Annotated in this window: 16 protein-coding genes; 1 reads left to right on the top strand and 15 read right to left on the bottom strand. The window is 69.8% G+C overall.

Features of this window, described 5'->3' with window-relative positions; translation table 11 throughout:
• Window positions 1–82: 82 nt before the first annotated feature.
• From OG904_RS26345 to OG904_RS26275, 15 genes are all read right to left on the bottom strand, one after another.
• Window positions 83–838 carry a MinD/ParA family protein gene (locus tag OG904_RS26345; protein WP_405495017.1) on the bottom strand — a complete coding sequence of 252 codons (756 nt, stop codon included), beginning with the start codon at window positions 836–838 and terminating at the stop codon, window positions 83–85.
• Window positions 838–2,088: a PP2C family protein-serine/threonine phosphatase gene (locus OG904_RS26340; RefSeq protein WP_405495015.1), complete on the bottom strand. Its 1,251-nt coding sequence runs from the start codon at window positions 2,086–2,088 to the stop codon at window positions 838–840. Before OG904_RS26340 ends, OG904_RS26345 begins: the two co-directional genes overlap by 1 nt.
• Window positions 2,070–2,534 carry an ATP-binding protein gene (locus tag OG904_RS26335; RefSeq protein ID WP_405495013.1) on the bottom strand — a complete coding sequence of 155 codons (465 nt, stop codon included), beginning with the start codon at window positions 2,532–2,534 and terminating at the stop codon, window positions 2,070–2,072. The genes OG904_RS26340 and OG904_RS26335 overlap by 19 nt, the downstream gene beginning before the upstream one ends.
• 21 nt (window positions 2,535–2,555) lie before the next feature.
• Entirely contained in the window at window positions 2,556–2,867 is a 312-nt protein-coding gene (locus tag OG904_RS26330) for an STAS domain-containing protein (RefSeq protein WP_328297601.1), read from the bottom strand.
• 54 nt (window positions 2,868–2,921) lie between these two features.
• On the bottom strand, window positions 2,922–5,057 hold the full coding sequence (gene glgX / locus OG904_RS26325) for a glycogen debranching protein GlgX (protein ID WP_405495011.1): 2,136 nt from the start codon (window positions 5,055–5,057) through the stop codon (window positions 2,922–2,924).
• Window positions 5,054–5,458, bottom strand: a complete 405-nt coding sequence (locus tag OG904_RS26320; protein WP_405495009.1) for an STAS domain-containing protein — start codon at window positions 5,456–5,458, stop codon at window positions 5,054–5,056. The genes glgX and OG904_RS26320 overlap by 4 nt, the downstream gene beginning before the upstream one ends.
• 35 nt (window positions 5,459–5,493) lie before the next feature.
• Window positions 5,494–7,314, bottom strand: coding sequence for an AGE family epimerase/isomerase (locus OG904_RS26315; RefSeq protein WP_405495007.1), 1,821 nt, complete (start codon window positions 7,312–7,314; stop codon window positions 5,494–5,496).
• A 1-nt stretch (window position 7,315) separates the two neighbouring features.
• Complete coding sequence (locus OG904_RS26310) at window positions 7,316–7,774, bottom strand: VOC family protein (RefSeq protein WP_405495005.1); 459 nt, start codon at window positions 7,772–7,774, stop codon at window positions 7,316–7,318.
• Window positions 7,775–7,782: 8 nt separating this feature from the next.
• Entirely contained in the window at window positions 7,783–8,406 is a 624-nt protein-coding gene (locus tag OG904_RS26305) for a DJ-1/PfpI family protein (RefSeq protein ID WP_405495003.1), read from the bottom strand.
• Window positions 8,399–10,003 (bottom strand): GMC family oxidoreductase, encoded by a 1,605-nt coding sequence (locus tag OG904_RS26300; RefSeq protein WP_405495001.1) that lies wholly within the window; start codon window positions 10,001–10,003, stop codon window positions 8,399–8,401. The genes OG904_RS26305 and OG904_RS26300 overlap by 8 nt, the downstream gene beginning before the upstream one ends.
• Before the next feature lie 11 nt (window positions 10,004–10,014).
• The gene (locus tag OG904_RS26295; protein ID WP_405494999.1) at window positions 10,015–10,395 is read right to left on the bottom strand and encodes a nuclear transport factor 2 family protein; all 381 of its coding nucleotides are present in this window, start codon (window positions 10,393–10,395) and stop codon (window positions 10,015–10,017) included.
• 5 nt (window positions 10,396–10,400) lie between these two features.
• Window positions 10,401–10,856 carry a nuclear transport factor 2 family protein gene (locus tag OG904_RS26290; RefSeq protein ID WP_328297609.1) on the bottom strand — a complete coding sequence of 152 codons (456 nt, stop codon included), beginning with the start codon at window positions 10,854–10,856 and terminating at the stop codon, window positions 10,401–10,403.
• A 20-nt stretch (window positions 10,857–10,876) separates the two neighbouring features.
• Window positions 10,877–11,308, bottom strand: coding sequence for a nuclear transport factor 2 family protein (locus tag OG904_RS26285; protein WP_405494997.1), 432 nt, complete (start codon window positions 11,306–11,308; stop codon window positions 10,877–10,879).
• An 85-nt stretch (window positions 11,309–11,393) separates the two neighbouring features.
• Entirely contained in the window at window positions 11,394–13,049 is a 1,656-nt protein-coding gene (locus OG904_RS26280; protein ID WP_405494995.1) for a thiamine pyrophosphate-binding protein, read from the bottom strand.
• 34 nt (window positions 13,050–13,083) lie between these two features.
• Window positions 13,084–13,908, bottom strand: a complete 825-nt coding sequence (locus tag OG904_RS26275; protein ID WP_254387199.1) for a type 1 glutamine amidotransferase domain-containing protein — start codon at window positions 13,906–13,908, stop codon at window positions 13,084–13,086.
• 264 nt (window positions 13,909–14,172) lie between these two features.
• Between OG904_RS26275 and OG904_RS26270 the strand changes: the two genes are divergently transcribed.
• Window positions 14,173–14,445: a UBP-type zinc finger domain-containing protein gene (locus tag OG904_RS26270; RefSeq protein WP_328297613.1), complete on the top strand. Its 273-nt coding sequence runs from the start codon at window positions 14,173–14,175 to the stop codon at window positions 14,443–14,445.
• Window positions 14,446–14,461: the final 16 nt, after the last annotated feature.

Here is a 14,461-nt window from a genome sequence, read left to right as displayed (position 1 = left end):
TTCTGATGTGCCGGATGTGCCGGACGCACCGGATTCGCTGCCGATTCAACACGCCCCCCGCTAGGGGCGTAAGGGGGTGACGTCAGGCCCGTGATACTTCGTCACGTGCATCCAACGCCGAGATGATGGTGTGGAATTCACCGACCAGGGGGTGGTCGGGATGGGCTTCGGCGAATATGCGTTCGCCGTAGAGGGCGGCCATTTCCGGAACATAGGGCAGGATTCCGGCCAGGGGGGTGCGGTACACCTCCTCGGCCCGCCGCTGGGCCGCCTCCCGGTCGATGCCCTCGGGGGCCATGCTCATCACCAGGGTCCGGCGGCAGGCGAGCCGGCCGGTCAGGGCGATGGTCTCCTCCACGCCGAGCAGGTCGATCCGGTCGGCCCGGGCCATGATCAGCAGCACGTCGGCGCTCGCCATGGCGGTGACCGACTCGTTGTTGAGCCCGGCGTGGGTGTCGAGCAGCAGGACGTCCAGGCCGTGGTGGACGGCCAGCCGGTCGAAGCCCTCGGGCAGCAGCCCCACGTCGTAGCCGGTGGTCATGAGCTCCCGCAGGGCCGCCGTACCGGTCCGGGCCGGTACGACGTAGAGACCGCCGCCCCCGCGGCCGGTGGCGACCTCCTGGGCGGCGGCCTCGATCTCGCACCGCCCGAGCAGGTAGTCGGCGAGCGAGGGGCCGGGGCCGAGCCGGAAGAGCAGGTCCAGGGTGGGCGACTGGATGTCCGTGTCGATCACCCCCACCCGGCGTCCGGCGCCCGCGATGAGCAGGGCCAGGTTCGCCAGCACCGAGGACTTGCCGGTACCGCCGCGGTACGAGTGCACCACGACGGTCAGGGTCATCAGGCCACCGCCGGCCGGGTCGCGCGCGGCCCCCGCGCCGCGCGTGGCCGGTGCAGGGCCAGCATGGTGACGTCGTCGTGCTGTTCGGCTGTTCCGGTGTGTTCGCGTACGGCGGTGTCCATCCGGTCGACCACCTCCCTGCCGCTGACCGGCGGTCCGGACAGCAGCTCCAGCATCCGCGCGTCGCCGAGGAAGCCGCCGCTGGGGCAGCGGGCCTCGGGCACTCCGTCGGTGAACACGAACAGCGTGTCGCCCGGGTTCAACTGCGCGTAGCCGAGCGTGTACACACAGTCCGGCAGTACCCCCACGGCGGGTCCGGTGACCTCCAGGGCGAGCGGCTCACCGCCGTCCGCGTCCAGCAGCAGGGGCGGGTTGTGGCCGCCGTTGATGTAGACCAGGGATCCGGTGAGCGGGTCGAGCACGCCGAAGAACAGGGTGGCGAAGTAGCCCTGCCGCAGGTGGTTGCGGGTCAGGTAGCCGTTGGTGGCGGTGACCGCGTTGAGCAGCGGGGTGGCCCCGACGACCGGGATTCGCCGGCTGTTGCCGGTGCGGCCGGCGGCCACCAGGTGCTGCAGTCCGCTGTTCTCGGCGGTGTGCCGCAGCAGGGAGCGGATGAGGGCCATGAAGAGCGCGGCCCCGACCCCCTTGTCGCAGACGTCGGCGACGACGAAGGCGAGGCGGCGGCCGCGGGAGAGCTCGAAGACGTCGTAGAAGTCCCCGGCGACCTGCCGGGCGGGCCGGAAGCACACGTCGATCTCCCAACCCTCGGGGACCGGCAGCGACTCCGGCAGGAAGCCGGCCTGGATCTCCCGGCCGATCTCCAGTTCCTTCTCGTAGCCCATGAGTTCGGCGCGGGCGTCGGCCTCCCGCAGGGTGCGGCCGAGTCCGGCGCGCTCCGAGCAGCTGTGCAGCCGGGCCCCGACGAGGGCGGGCAGGAAGGGCGGTACGAGGTAGTCGTGGCCCAGCCGGACGTGCTCCTCCAGGGCGGCGAACTCCGTCACCGTCCAGACGACCACGATGGGGGCCCCGCCCCAGCGCCGCAGCCGGCGCACGGCCGTCCGTACGGACTCCCCGCCGGCCTGGGCCGGGGCGAGCAGCACGTCCGCTTCGGGCAGGTCCTCCAAGGGGCCGGCCAGCAGGTCGGCGAGGGTGCGCGGTACGAGTTCCGCACCCATCTCCCCCAGCGCCCACAGGAGTTCGACGGGCGGTGGCGGGTACTGGTCGAGGATGATCACGGTCGTGGAGGGCATGGGTCCGTCTCCTCAGCCATCACAGTCAGCGTGCTGATGTTGCGGCCGTCCCTGCGTACGTAGGCGAACTCGTCCACGCTGGTCAGTGCGAGGTGGATGCCGAGTCCGCCGATCCGGCGCAGCTCGGGTGCGGTGTCCGGTTCCGGCGGCAGCCGCCCCCGGACGGGGTCGAAGGCCGGTGCCCGGTCCTCTATGGAGATGCGCACCCGGCCCGGCCCGGAGCGGCCGCGGACGGTGATCCGTCCGCCGCCGCCCCGGTACCCGTGCATCACGATGTTCGTGGCCAGTTCGTCCACCGCCAGCCGGATCCGGTACGCGGCGCCCTTGTCGAGGCCCGCCTTCCCGGCCAGCCGCAGGACCAGTGCGGCGATGTCGCCCAGTGCCCCCAGCGTGGCGGGCACTTCCACCTCGGCGGACGCCGTCGCCGTTTCGACCACGTCACCCATCGGACTCGGCATCCATCGGACTCAGTCGTCCGAGAGCAGGATGCTGCGGTCGAGCCCGGCCGTCCGGATGGTCCGGGAGACGGGCTCGATGGCGCCGACCACCTTGATCGTGACGTGGTCGCCCACCTTCTGCTGGGCGAAGACCAGGGAGCGCAGTCCGGCGCTGGCCATGTAGCCGACGCCGGCCATCCTGATCTCGACGGTGCTGGTGCCGTGCCCGGCGGCCTTCTCGATGGTCTGGTGGAAGTCCGGCGCGGTCTTGGCGTCCAGTTCGCCCTCCAGCTCGATCACGGTGGTGTCGCCCTCGATGCTCAGGGACACGGAAAGCGGCATGTCAGGTCTCCTTCGGACGTACGGGTTCGCGTGGACCGCAGCGGATGGGCTGCTCTAGAGCTCGGCGTCGGACGTGCGGCCGACCAGGATCACGACCGAGCGCGGACCGATCAGGTACTTGCCGGCGTTCTCCAGTTCGAGTTCGGCGCCGGGGGTGCGGATGTCGTACGGGGCCTCGGCCCCGGTGTCCGCGAAGAGGTGCCAGCTGCGGCCGCCCGGGAGGGCGGGCAGCTCCAGGTCGTGCGGTTCCCAGTGGGAGTTCATGGCGACGTACACCACGTCGTCGTCACCGGTGCCGCAGCGGGCCACGGCCAGCAGCCGGCTGTCCGGCGACCAGTCGGGCTGCCAGGCCCGCTCCCCGTGCCAGCTGATGTCGGGCAGCCCGAGGCTGTCGCGGAGCTGGCCGGTGGGGTGGGCGGTGGAGCGCAGCTCGCGGTGGTGCTTGCGGAAGGCGATCATCTCCCTCGTGAACCGGAGCAGTTCGGAGTTCTCGTCGACCTGGTCCCAGTCGAACCAGGACAGTTCGTTGTCCTGGCAGTAGGTGTTGTTGTTGCCCTGCTGGGTGCGCGCCACCTCGTCGCCGGACAGCAGCATCGGGATGCCCTGGCTGGTGAAGAGGATGGCCAGGGCGTTCTTCATCTGCCGCAGCCGCAGCGCGTTGACCTCGGCGTCGTCGGTCGGCCCTTCCGCCCCGCAGTTCCAGCTGGCGTTGTCGTTGCCGCCGTCGTTGTTGCCCTCGCCGTTGGCCTCGTTGTGCTTCTCGTTGTACGAGACCAGGTCGGCCAGGCTGAAACCGTCGTGCGCGGTCAGGAAGTTGACCGAGGCCGAGGTCCCGCGGGTGGAGTAGAGGTCGGGTGAACCGGCGACCCGGGTGGCGAGCTCCCCGGTGATCCCGGGATCGCCCTTGAGGAAGCTGCGCACGGTGTCGCGGTACTTGCCGTTCCACTCCGCCCAGCGGCCGTACGCCGGGAAGTTGCCGACCTCGTAGAGGCCGCCGGCGTCCCAGGCCTCGGCGATGAGCTTGGTGTGGCGCAGGACCGGGTCGAAGGCGAGCAGTTCCAGCAGCGGCGGATTGGGCAGCGGGGTGCCGTCGGCGGAGCGGCCGAGGATGGCCGCCAGGTCGAAGCGGAAGCCGTCGATGTGGTAGTCGGCGACCCAGTGGCGCAGGCAGTCGAGCACGTAGTTGCGCACGACGGGGTGGTTGCAGTTGACGGTGTTGCCGGTGCCGCTGAAGTTGAAGTAGTACCCCTCGGGCGTGAGCATGTAGTACGTGGCGTTGTCGAGCCCCTTGAAGGAGATGGTGGGGCCCTGCTCGTTGCCCTCGGCGGTGTGGTTGAAGACGACGTCGAGGATGACCTCGATGCCGGCCGCGTGCAGGTCCTTGATCAGGGTGCGGAACTCGTCGCCCTGCATGCCGTAGCGGCCGGTGGCCGCGTAGCCGGCCTTGGGGGCGAAGAAGGAGACGGTGTTGTAGCCCCAGTAGTCGAAGAGCTGCTCGCCCGTCTCCGGGTTGGTGCGCGGGTTGTCGCTCTCGTCGAACTCGAACACCGGGAGCAGTTCTATGCAGTTGATCCCGAGCTCCTTCAGGTACGGGATCTTCTCGCGCAGCCCCGCGAAGGTGCCGGGGGCGGTGACCCCCGAGGAGGGGTGCCGGGTGAACCCGCGCACGTGGGTCTCGTACACGACGAGGTCCTCGGCGGGGATGCCCAGCGGGGTGTCGTCGCCCCAGTCGAAGTCCTGGAGGCAGACGCGGGAGCGGTACTGGTAGCCGCGGCTGCGGTCCGGTTCCACGCCCCACACGTCCCGGCCGGCGATCAGCCGGGCGTAGGGGTCGGAGAGCACCTGCCGGGCGTCGAAGCGGTGGCCGGTGACGGGATCGTAGGGGCCGTCGGCCCGGTACCCGTACTCGATGTTCTCGTGGTCGAGGCCGAAGACCGTCATCGCGAAGACGCTTCCGGTGCGGAATTCCTGGGGGAACTCCAGCTCGGCCATCGGCTCGGGCTCGCCGCGCTTGTAGAGGACCAGGGTCATGGTGGTGGCCTGGTCGGAGAAGACGGAGAAGCTGACCCCGCCGGGGACCACGTTGGCCCCGAAGGGGAACGGCTTGCCGGCCCGCACGCGGTACCCGCCCACCTCGTGGGTCGGGTACGCGTCGACGCGCAGGGTCTGTTCGGGCGCCGGCTCGCTCATCGCGCGGCCCGTGCCGTGGCGGCGGCCTTGGTGGCGGCCGTGGCGGCGGCCCGGGTGGCGGCCGAGGCGGTGGCCTTGGCGGCTGCCGCCTCGGCCTCTCCGGCGGAGAAGAAGTCGAGGAAGCCGGTGGCCGACATGACGAACCGGACTTCCTCGCTCACCCCGTAGAGGGTGACGGCGACCCCGGCGTGCTGGGCCTCGCGGTAGACGACGAGCAGCGTGCGCAGCCCGGCGCTGGAGACGTAGGTGACGGCCGTCAGGTCGATGCGCAGCGGCCTGCCCTCGCGGACCAGCGGCAGCAGCGTCTGCAGCAGCGATCCGGAGGTCTCGCTGTTGATCTCGCCGGTGGCGACGAGCACGGTACCCGTCTTGTTTCGGCGTTCCTTCACGTTCAGGGTCATTGCATTCCCCTCTGAGTGGGGCGCCCCCGTTGGCGCTATTTACCGGTCGGGCGCAGCCGGACCTTGACCTTGACCCGGCCCTGTACGTCGGGCAGGTGGACGGTCAGCTCCTCCGCGTCGAACTCCTCGTACGGCTTCTCGTCGATCTCGACGGACGCGATGCGCACCGAGCCGGCGGGCAGCAGGTCGGGCGAGACGCGCAGCACGCGGTCGGGCAGGTTCGTCGGGTCGGGCTGGAAGTGGAAGTCCATCTCCCGGCCGTTGACGAGCAGGTTGTTGTAGACGGCGGAGAGGTAGCAGAGCTCCGCCGAGTGGTACATGGACATCGAGTGGCTGCCCTTGAGCCGCTCGGTGCCGAGCAGGTACGGAGTACCGCTGGCGAGCACGTTGAAGTAGACGGCGCCCTCGTCGTGGTCGAGGAAGAAGGTGTTGTAGAAGGACTGCGCCTGCCGCGCCTCGCGCAGGAACTCGTCGCCGCCGACGGTGCCGTTCAGGATGAGGTAGGCGAGGATCGCCTGCTCCTGCTGCCACCAGGCCTTGCGGTCGTGCCAGGCGAAACGATACGCCTCCTCGTCCCCGGACTTGACCCGCTCGACCACGTCGTACCAGCCGCCGCGCTGGACGTCGCTGCCGACGGCCGGCATGGTCTCGCCGATCTTGCGGGCGAGCTCCTCGTAGGCCGGCTTGGCCTTCAGCGAGTTCATCCGCATCAGGTTCCAGGCGATCTTGAGGTTGTGGCCGACGACCGCGCGGTTCTGCTGCCAGCTGTGCGCGGTGTCGTGGGACCAGTCGCGGAAGAAGCGTTCCTGGACGAAGGGGCTGTTCTTGTAGTCCGGGAACTTGTCCGCGATGGTGTCGAAGGTGTACTCGAGGAAGTCGGCGTACTTCTGCTCGCCGGTCGCCAGGTACAGGTTGATCAGGTACGCGGGCGCGTGGTCCCCGACCGAGTTCCAGTTCTTGCGCTCCGCGTTCTCCCCGAGGGACTCGTGGTCGGCGCTGAAGAGGATCGGGTCGATGTGGGAGTAGTAGCCGCCCTGCTCCGGGTCCTTGAAGAACTTGTCGAACAGCCGGATGGTGGCGTCCGCGTCGTTCTTGATCCGGACGTCACCGGTGACCCGGTAGGTCTGGATCGGGCCGGCCAGCGCGTAGATCTGCTCGTACATCGGGATCGCGTCGTAGTCGTCGGAGAACTCCGAGGTGAACAGCTTGCGCTCGCTGTCCCCGTCGACGCTGATGCCGTGGTACCAGAAGACCACGTCCTCCTCGCTGTCCACGACGCGCATGTGCTTGCGCAGGTACTCGGTGCCGCGCTCGGCGACCTCCAGGTACTCGTCCTTGCCGGTCAGCAGGTAGGCCGAGGCCATGCCGTAGACCAGCCGGGAGATCGTGTCGGTCTCCTGGACATGACTGGCGGTCTTGTCCCCGCCGAGCCGGATCTCGGTGCGGTACTCGGTGAAGTCCACCGGCCCGTCGCCGAACTGCGCCCGCTTGTAGAAGTCGGCCAGCGATTCGATCTGCTTGACCCACCAGCTGGGCTCCTCGAAGCGGTAGTCCTCGGCCCCGCGGCCCAGGAACACCAGGCGCTTGGCCTCGAAGCGGCCGCCGTGCTCGGGGTAGTGGACCCCGTAGACGTAGAGGAACCGGCCCGGCGAGAGCATCTCGTCAATGTGCCCGGAGGCGTCGATGTACGGCTCGTCGAGGTTGCGGACCAGCTCGGCGCTGGGGTCTCCGGCCAGCGAGACCTCGAACTCGCGGCCGTCCGAGGTCTTCAGCCGCAGCAGCCTGGACCCGGAGTCGAAGCGGCCGACGTAGCCGGCGATCGTGTCGGAGAAGGAGAAGTTCACGGCATCCGCCATGTCATACACCGTCCTTGTCGTCGTGAGAGCCCATCGGCGCGTGGTCGTCCCCGTGCGCCCGCTCGTCCTCGAATCCCTGGCTGACCTCGACGATCACCCCGTCGGGATCGCGGACCCACACGGTCCGCCACCCGCAGATGAAGTCGTCGAAGTCCAGTGGTCCCAGGGTCACTTCGGCCCCGTCCCCGAGCGTGGCGAGGAACGCGTCCACGTCGTCGGTCTGGAAGGCCAGGTGGCGCATCCGGCCCGGCGCCGCCGGACCGTCGTGGAGGGCCGGCCCGGCGGCCGGCTCGGTGCCCGCCGCGAAGAGCTCCAGGTACACGTCCCCCTGGCGGAGGAAGATGATCCGGGCCTCTCCCAGGTCGACCACCCGGGCCCGGGTGAAGCCGAAGTACCGGGTGTAGAACTCCTCGGTGGTCTTCTGGTCGGCGCAGTTCAGGCCCACGTGCGACCAGACCATCGGCCCCATCAGCCGGTGCCCCGCGCGCCCCTGGCGCCCCGCCCGGCGGCGATCAGCTCGATGATCCGGCGGGCGAACAGGTGGTGGTGGGCCCCGGTGCGGCCGGTGACCAGGTCGCCGTCGACCACCACGTCCTCGTCCACGTACTCGCCGCCCATGTTGCGGACGTCGCCGATGAGGTTGTTGTGGCAGACGACCTTGCGGCCGCGGATCTTGCCCGGGATCGAGGCCGCCAGCCACATGCCGTGGCAGATGATCCCCTTGAGGACGGTCGGCTCCTCGAAGGCCCGGCGCAGCAGCTCCGTCGCCGGGGCCAGTACGTCCACGTCCTCCGTGTACCGCAGCCGGTCGGCCACCATCCCCGAGGGGACGATGATCGCCGCGTAGCCGCGCAGGTCCTCGTCGCTCAGCCCCTCCAGCGACTTCTCGGCGGTGAACGGCGCCCGGTACTCGTGCCCGGAGAAGGTGATGGAGTCGTTGCCCCACAGCCGGGTCAGGAAGTCGACCTCGGCGCCCTCCTCCGCGAAGCGGTGCTGGTAGTAGAAGATCTCCGGCTCGTAGAAGTCGCTCTCGACCAGGACCGCGATCCGGGTTCCGGTCAGGGCGCCCTCGCGCAGGACCACGTCAGACACGGGAAGCCCCCTTCAGGAAGTCCGCCGCGCGCTCGGCGATCATCGCGATGGCGGTGTGGCAGTTGCCCGACGGAACGGCGGGCATCACGCTGGCGTCGACGACGCGCAGGTTCCGTACGCCGTGCACGCGCAGTTCGGGGTCGACGACCGAGAGGTCGTCGATGCCCATGCGGCAGGAGCCGGCCTGGTGGTGGTAGCTCTCCGACTTCTGCTTCACGAAGGTGCGCAGGTCCTCGTCGGACGCGTAGCCGGGGCCGGGCTGGAGCTCCTGCTTGTACCAGGGCGAGAAGGCCGAGGTCGCGAAGATCTCCCGGGCGGTCTTCACCCCCTGCACCATCCGCTCCAGGTCCCACCGGTCGCCCAGGTAGTTCGGGTTGATCAGCGGGTGGGCCAGCGGATCGGCGCTCGCGAGCCTGATCCAGCCGCGCGAGACGGGGCGTACGACACCGGGCAGGATGGACACCGTGTTCGGGTGGTCCTGGCCGACGATCACGTCGAACGGCACGTGCACGAAGGCGATCTGCAGGTCCGGCGCGGGCAGTCCGGGCCGGGAGGAGAGGAACAGCGCGCTCTCCGACAGGTTCTGCGCGGGCGGCGGGAGCTCCTGGGTGACCTCGGCCATCAGCCCGGTCAGCACGTGGTTGTGGAAGTTCTCGCCGACCCCGGGCAGGGCCGCGACCGTGGCGATGCCGTGCTCGCGCAGCTGCCCGGGGTGCCCGATCCCGGAGAGCAGCAGCAGCTTGGGCGACTCGATCGCCCCGGCGGCCACGATCACCTCCCGGCGGGCCCGTACGGTGTGCAGCCCCGGCTCCGGCTGGGCGCTGTGGCCGTCCCGCACGGTCCGGCCCGGGATCTGCGCGGGCGGCGCGAGCTGGACGTACTCCACTCCCGTGCAGGTGTCCCCGTCGAAGAGCAGCCGGGTGCTCTGCGCGCTGGTGCGCAGGGTCAGGTTCGAGCGGTCGAGGGCCGGCTCCAGATAGGCGGCGAGAACGCCCTGGCGGCGGCCCTCCGCCACGTCGATGTGGTGCCAGCCGGTGCCGAAGAGCCCGCGCCGCGGGCCGTCGGTGTTGAAGTCGGCGATCTCCTCGTGCCCGAGCTCGACGGCGGCGTCGATGAAGGCGCGGGAGACCGGATTGGGGTTGTGCCGCCCGGCGTTGGTGATCCGCTGCGGGCCGCGGGTGCCGGTGGTCTCCGAGGTGGCGTCCTCCTGGCCCTCCAGCAGGGCGAAGTAGGGCAGTACGTCCTCGTGGGCCCAGCCGGCCGCGCCCTGGTAGGCCCAGTTGTCGAAGTCCGAGGCGTGGCCCCGGATGTGCATCATGATGTAGAGGTTGCTGCTGCCGCCGGGGGCCTTGCCGCGCGGTTCGTAGGTGCGGCGGCCGTCGAGGCCGGGCTGCGGGACGCTGGTGTAACCCCAGTCGACGGGCCCGCCCAGCAGCTTGTACCAGGAGGACGGATCGTCCACCTCGGGAGGGATGCGGCCCGCGCCGGCCTCCAGGACGAGGACGGTGACGTCCGGGTCCTCGGAGAGGCGGTTCGCGAGGACGCTCCCCGCGGTGCCGGATCCCACGACGATGTAGTCGTACTCATCTACGGCCATCACGCGTCCCCTCAGCCCTGGCCGAGCACCTGGAAGGGGACGGTGTCGTGGTAGTTCGCCATGTAGGCGATCTTTCCGTCCACGATCCGGAAGAAGTTCATGACCTCGGCCTCGATGTCCTCCCCGCCGGGAGTGACCGCGGTGAGGTGGGAGACGGCCGCGGCCTTGTCACCGTCGACGAGGAAGTGCACGGGTTCGTTGCGGAACACCCGGTACATCGTCCCCATCCCCTTCATCATCGACCGCAGCAGCTCCAGGCCCTCGATGTGGCCGGCGAGCTGCTCGTCCATGACCTGGTCCTCGGCGAACAGGTCGCACCAGCTGTCCCAGTCACCGGCGTTGGCGTACTCGTAGTACTTCTGCAAGATCTGCCGCGCGTCCATGGCGCTCATCCCCCCTATCGGTCCCTGCGGGTTCCGTCGGGCGCGAAGGGCGCCCAGAACTGGCTGAAGGCCGTGGCCGAGTCGCCGAACAGGCCGTCGTGGCCCTCGACGATCCGGCCGTCCCGCCAGCGCATGAAGTGGAAGACCGGGTAGTCCATCCGCTCGTACGGGGACCGGCTCGACTCGTCGGCCCCGCCGCGCACGGCGACGTTGCGGCAGACGTCCGCGCTGCAGTCCTCGCCGACGAGGACCGCTTCGATGTCCATGCGGAAGGTGCCGCCCGTGAGCTTGTGGGTCTGGCCCATCAGCTCCAGGAAGGCGTCCAGGCTCTCGTACCAGCCGGCCAGCGGGTGGTTGCCGGGGACCTGCCAGCGCAGGTCCTCCGCGTAGTACTCCAGGATCCTGGCCCGGTCGCCGGAACCGAGGGCGCGGTACGCCGCCTCGACCCGCTCCCGTGTCACTTCGGTCATCGTCGCTTCTCCTTCGGCGCTCAGAGGGAGGCGGAACCGGGCATGGGCGCCAGTTCGTTGACGGTGTACTGCCGGATCAGCGGCCCGTCGGGGCCGGCGACCACGGTCCAGGTCTGGTCGGCGTCGAAGCCCAGCCACACGCTGCGGGCGTCCGGCGCGTCCCAGATCTTGGCCTGCCAGTTGACGAGGACCCGGACGATCGCCCGGTCCCCCTCGATGACGGGCTCCACCTTCGTGACCGTGTGCACCTCGTCGAAGAAGCGGTGGGTGACCGCCTCGTACCAGCGGCCGAAGCCCTGGTGGCCGAGGAAGGTGTCCTCGGGGACCTTGAACTCCAGGTCCTCGGTGATCAGGGCCAGCACCTGCTCCGGTGCGACGTGCTGGTCCAGGGCCACGTACCACTTCTCGGCGAAGGCGCGGATCGCGTTCTCGGTCAGCCGCTCGGCGGGCATGCGGTCTCCTCCTGTCTGTCCGTACTGTCCGTGCGGGCGTGGTGCGCGGTGTCTGAGGTGCGCGGTGTCTGAGGTGCGCGGTGCGTCAGATCTGTACGTCGACGAGGAAGGGTCCGGGGTGGGCGAGCATCCGGCCCACGGCGGCGACCGCCTCGTCGGGCTTCTCCACCCGCATCCCGCCGGCTCCGAGCGACCGGGCCAGCGCGGCGAAGTCGATCTCGGGGTGCGAGAGGTCGAAGGAGCCCGGGAAGCCGTGCTCGGGGATCTCCCGCTCCCGCCAGTACTGGGCGATGTTGTCGTCCAGCAGCCGGTACTTGCGGTTGTTGCAGACCACGAACTTGGCCTCGATGCCGTGCCGGGCCGCGGTCCACAGCGCCTGGTAGGTGTACATCGAGCCGCCGTCGCCCGCGAAGCCGACGACGAGCCGGTCCGGGCGGGCGAGCTTGACGCCGACCGCGCCCGGGAAGCCCACCCCGAGCGAACCGCCCCGGGTGAGGTGGTAGTCGCCCGGCCGCTCGGGCGGCAGGTACTTCGTGACCAGCGGGGAGGTGGTCAGCGCCTCGTCGAAGACGATCAGGTCCCCGCCGGTGCGCTCGACCAGGGTCCGCAGGAAGACCGCCATGGGCGAGCCGTCCGCATCCCTGGCGTCCCGCTCCGCCTGCCCCGCCCGCACCCGCTCCCGGGTCCGCGCGTCCAGCCGCCCGGCGGCCGCCGCCCGCTGAGCGGGGGTGAGCACCCGCTCCAGTACGCCGGCCAGTGCGCGCAGCGTCTGCCGGGGATCGGCGGCGAGCCCGAGGTCCACCGGGTGGTTCTTGGCGATCTCGTAGGCGTTCAGGTCGATGTGCACGACCTTCGCGCCCGCCCGGAAGGGGCTCTCCAGCTCCGGGAACACCTCGGGGAAGACGTAGGTGCCGACGATGAGCACCCCGTCGGCGCCCCCGATCAGCTCCTTGCTGTGCGGGCCGAACATGTGGCCCGTCTGGCCGCGGCGCAGCGGGTGCGAGGCCGCGATGTTCACCTCGGAGGAGTCGACCTCGTACACGTCGGCGCCCAGCAGCTCGGCGACGGCGGCGAGTTCGGCCTGCGCCCCGGAGAGGGCGACCCCGTCCCCGACGAGGACGACCGGCCGCTCGGCGGAGGCGAGCAGGGCGGCCGCCCGCCCCACCGAGGCCGGGGAGGGCGCCACGTCGGTGAGCACCGTCGTGGCGGGCAGCACGGGCTCGGAGTTGAGTTCGTCCAGCACGTCCATCGGCAGCGCCACGAACACCGGGCCGCGCGGCGGGGTCAGGGCGATCTTCACCGCCCGGCGGATGGTGCGCAGGACGGAGTGCCGGTCGGTGACCCGGGTCGCGTACTTGGTCACCGGCTTCGCCATCGCCACCAGATCGGAGGCCATCTGCGCGTCCATGGCGTCGTAGCGGACCCCCGCGTCACCGGCGATCACGACGAGCGGGGTGTGGCCGCGCAGCGACTGGTAGAGCATGCCGATGCCGTTGCCCAGCCCCACCCCGGAGTGCAGCTGGAGCAGGGCCGCACCGCCGGTGGCGCGGGCGTAGCCGTCGGCGATGCCGGCGGCCACCGTCTCCTGGAGGGCGAGGACGTAGTGGAAGTCCTCCGCCGCGTCGACGGCGTCGAGGAATCCCTGTTCCACCGTCCCCGGATTTCCGAACATGACGTTCAGGCCGTCGGCCTTGAACTGGTCGATCAGCCTTTCCCGTCCGGGAGTGGCTTCAGAACTCATCGAATTCCCCCTCCTGTTCCCGCAGGTATCGGAATTACCAGCCGTACCTGGTGAGACCGTTCTCCAGCACTTCCACGATCTTCTGCCCCGTGAGATAGGAATCGGGGGTGGAACGGCCGGTCACGAACGGGAAGTCGACGATCACCGAAAGGGGGTGGCCGAAGTTCCCGATGTACGCCCCGCGCGGCCCGGTCGCATCGCGCAGGATGTACTCCAGCGGGTACGGCGGCGGCCCCATGTTGAAATCGGTACCGAGGAATCCGGTGCCGTCCTTGTAGTCGTACTCCTTGCAGTGGCCGGTCACGTGCTTGCCCCAGATGATGCTGCGGCGGTCTCCCCAGTCCCGGGCGAAGGCCAGGCAGGCGACCCCGTAGCACTCGGCCGCCACGACCTTGCCGGCGTTCTTGAAGGCCAGGATCAGGGCGTGCACGCGCTCGTTGTTGGCGAGGTCGACGATCGGACCGCTGCCGCCGACGACGAGCACCGCGTCGAAGCCGGCGATGTCGGCCTGGAGCTTGTCCAGATCACGGTGGTACTGCTCCAGCTTGGGCAGGTAGGCCGGGTCACTCGTGTACGGGCGCTCGGGTGCCCACGCCTCGATGTCGAGGGGGGAGTCGAGCCGGCTCGACTGCTCGAACTCCCGGCCCAGCCGGGCGTTCTCCTCGGTGGTGACGGAGCGTCCCAGCGGAGGATCGATGTAGTTCGCGTCGAGGCTCGGCGGGAGAGCGTGGGCACGCTTCCCGGTCGGCGTGGCGAATACGACTTCATAGCCCTGCTCGTCGAACTGGGATACGGGGCCGATCAGTTCCTCGGCCCAGTAACCGTGTTCCGAGACAATGACCAGAATCTTTCTGCTCACGGATTCCTCCAGGCGCCGCCTGTTGTCGTTGGCGTCCCCCACACTGGCCGTACGGGGGGTTCCCGTCAAAGCGCCCGTATGCGACTTCGTGAGGTAGTCGCCCAGGTCATGGGGGCACCTCAGGAAGTCGTCCGGCGAGGTCATGAAGTAGCTTCCGGACTACCTGACTTCGGCCGAATCACTGAACCGTCGCCAAGGCCCCGCCTTATGGTCTGGACGCCCGTGAATCACGGGTGCGAGCCGCGCGAGAGAGGGACGGGGACGATGACGATGGACCTGTTGTGCACCCACATCGATCGGATACGTCCGGTGAAACCCGGCACCGAGGGCTGCGAGGAATGCCTCGCTTCCGGGGACTCGTGGGTGCACCTGCGGATGTGCCTGAGCTGTGGGCACGTCGGCTGCTGCGACTCCTCGAAGAACCGTCACGCCACCAGGCACTACGGGGTCACCGAGCACCCCATCGCCGCCTCCCACGAGCCCGGCGAGGACTGGGCCTGGTGCTACGCCGACAAGCTGATGCTGGACCCGGCGTGAACGCGGCCCCGGAGCG

The sequence above is a fragment of the Streptomyces sp. NBC_00096 genome (assembly GCF_045041305.1).
Classification (GTDB): Bacteria; Actinomycetota; Actinomycetes; order Streptomycetales; family Streptomycetaceae; genus Streptomyces.
This window is presented reverse-complemented; position numbering and strand designations above follow the sequence as displayed.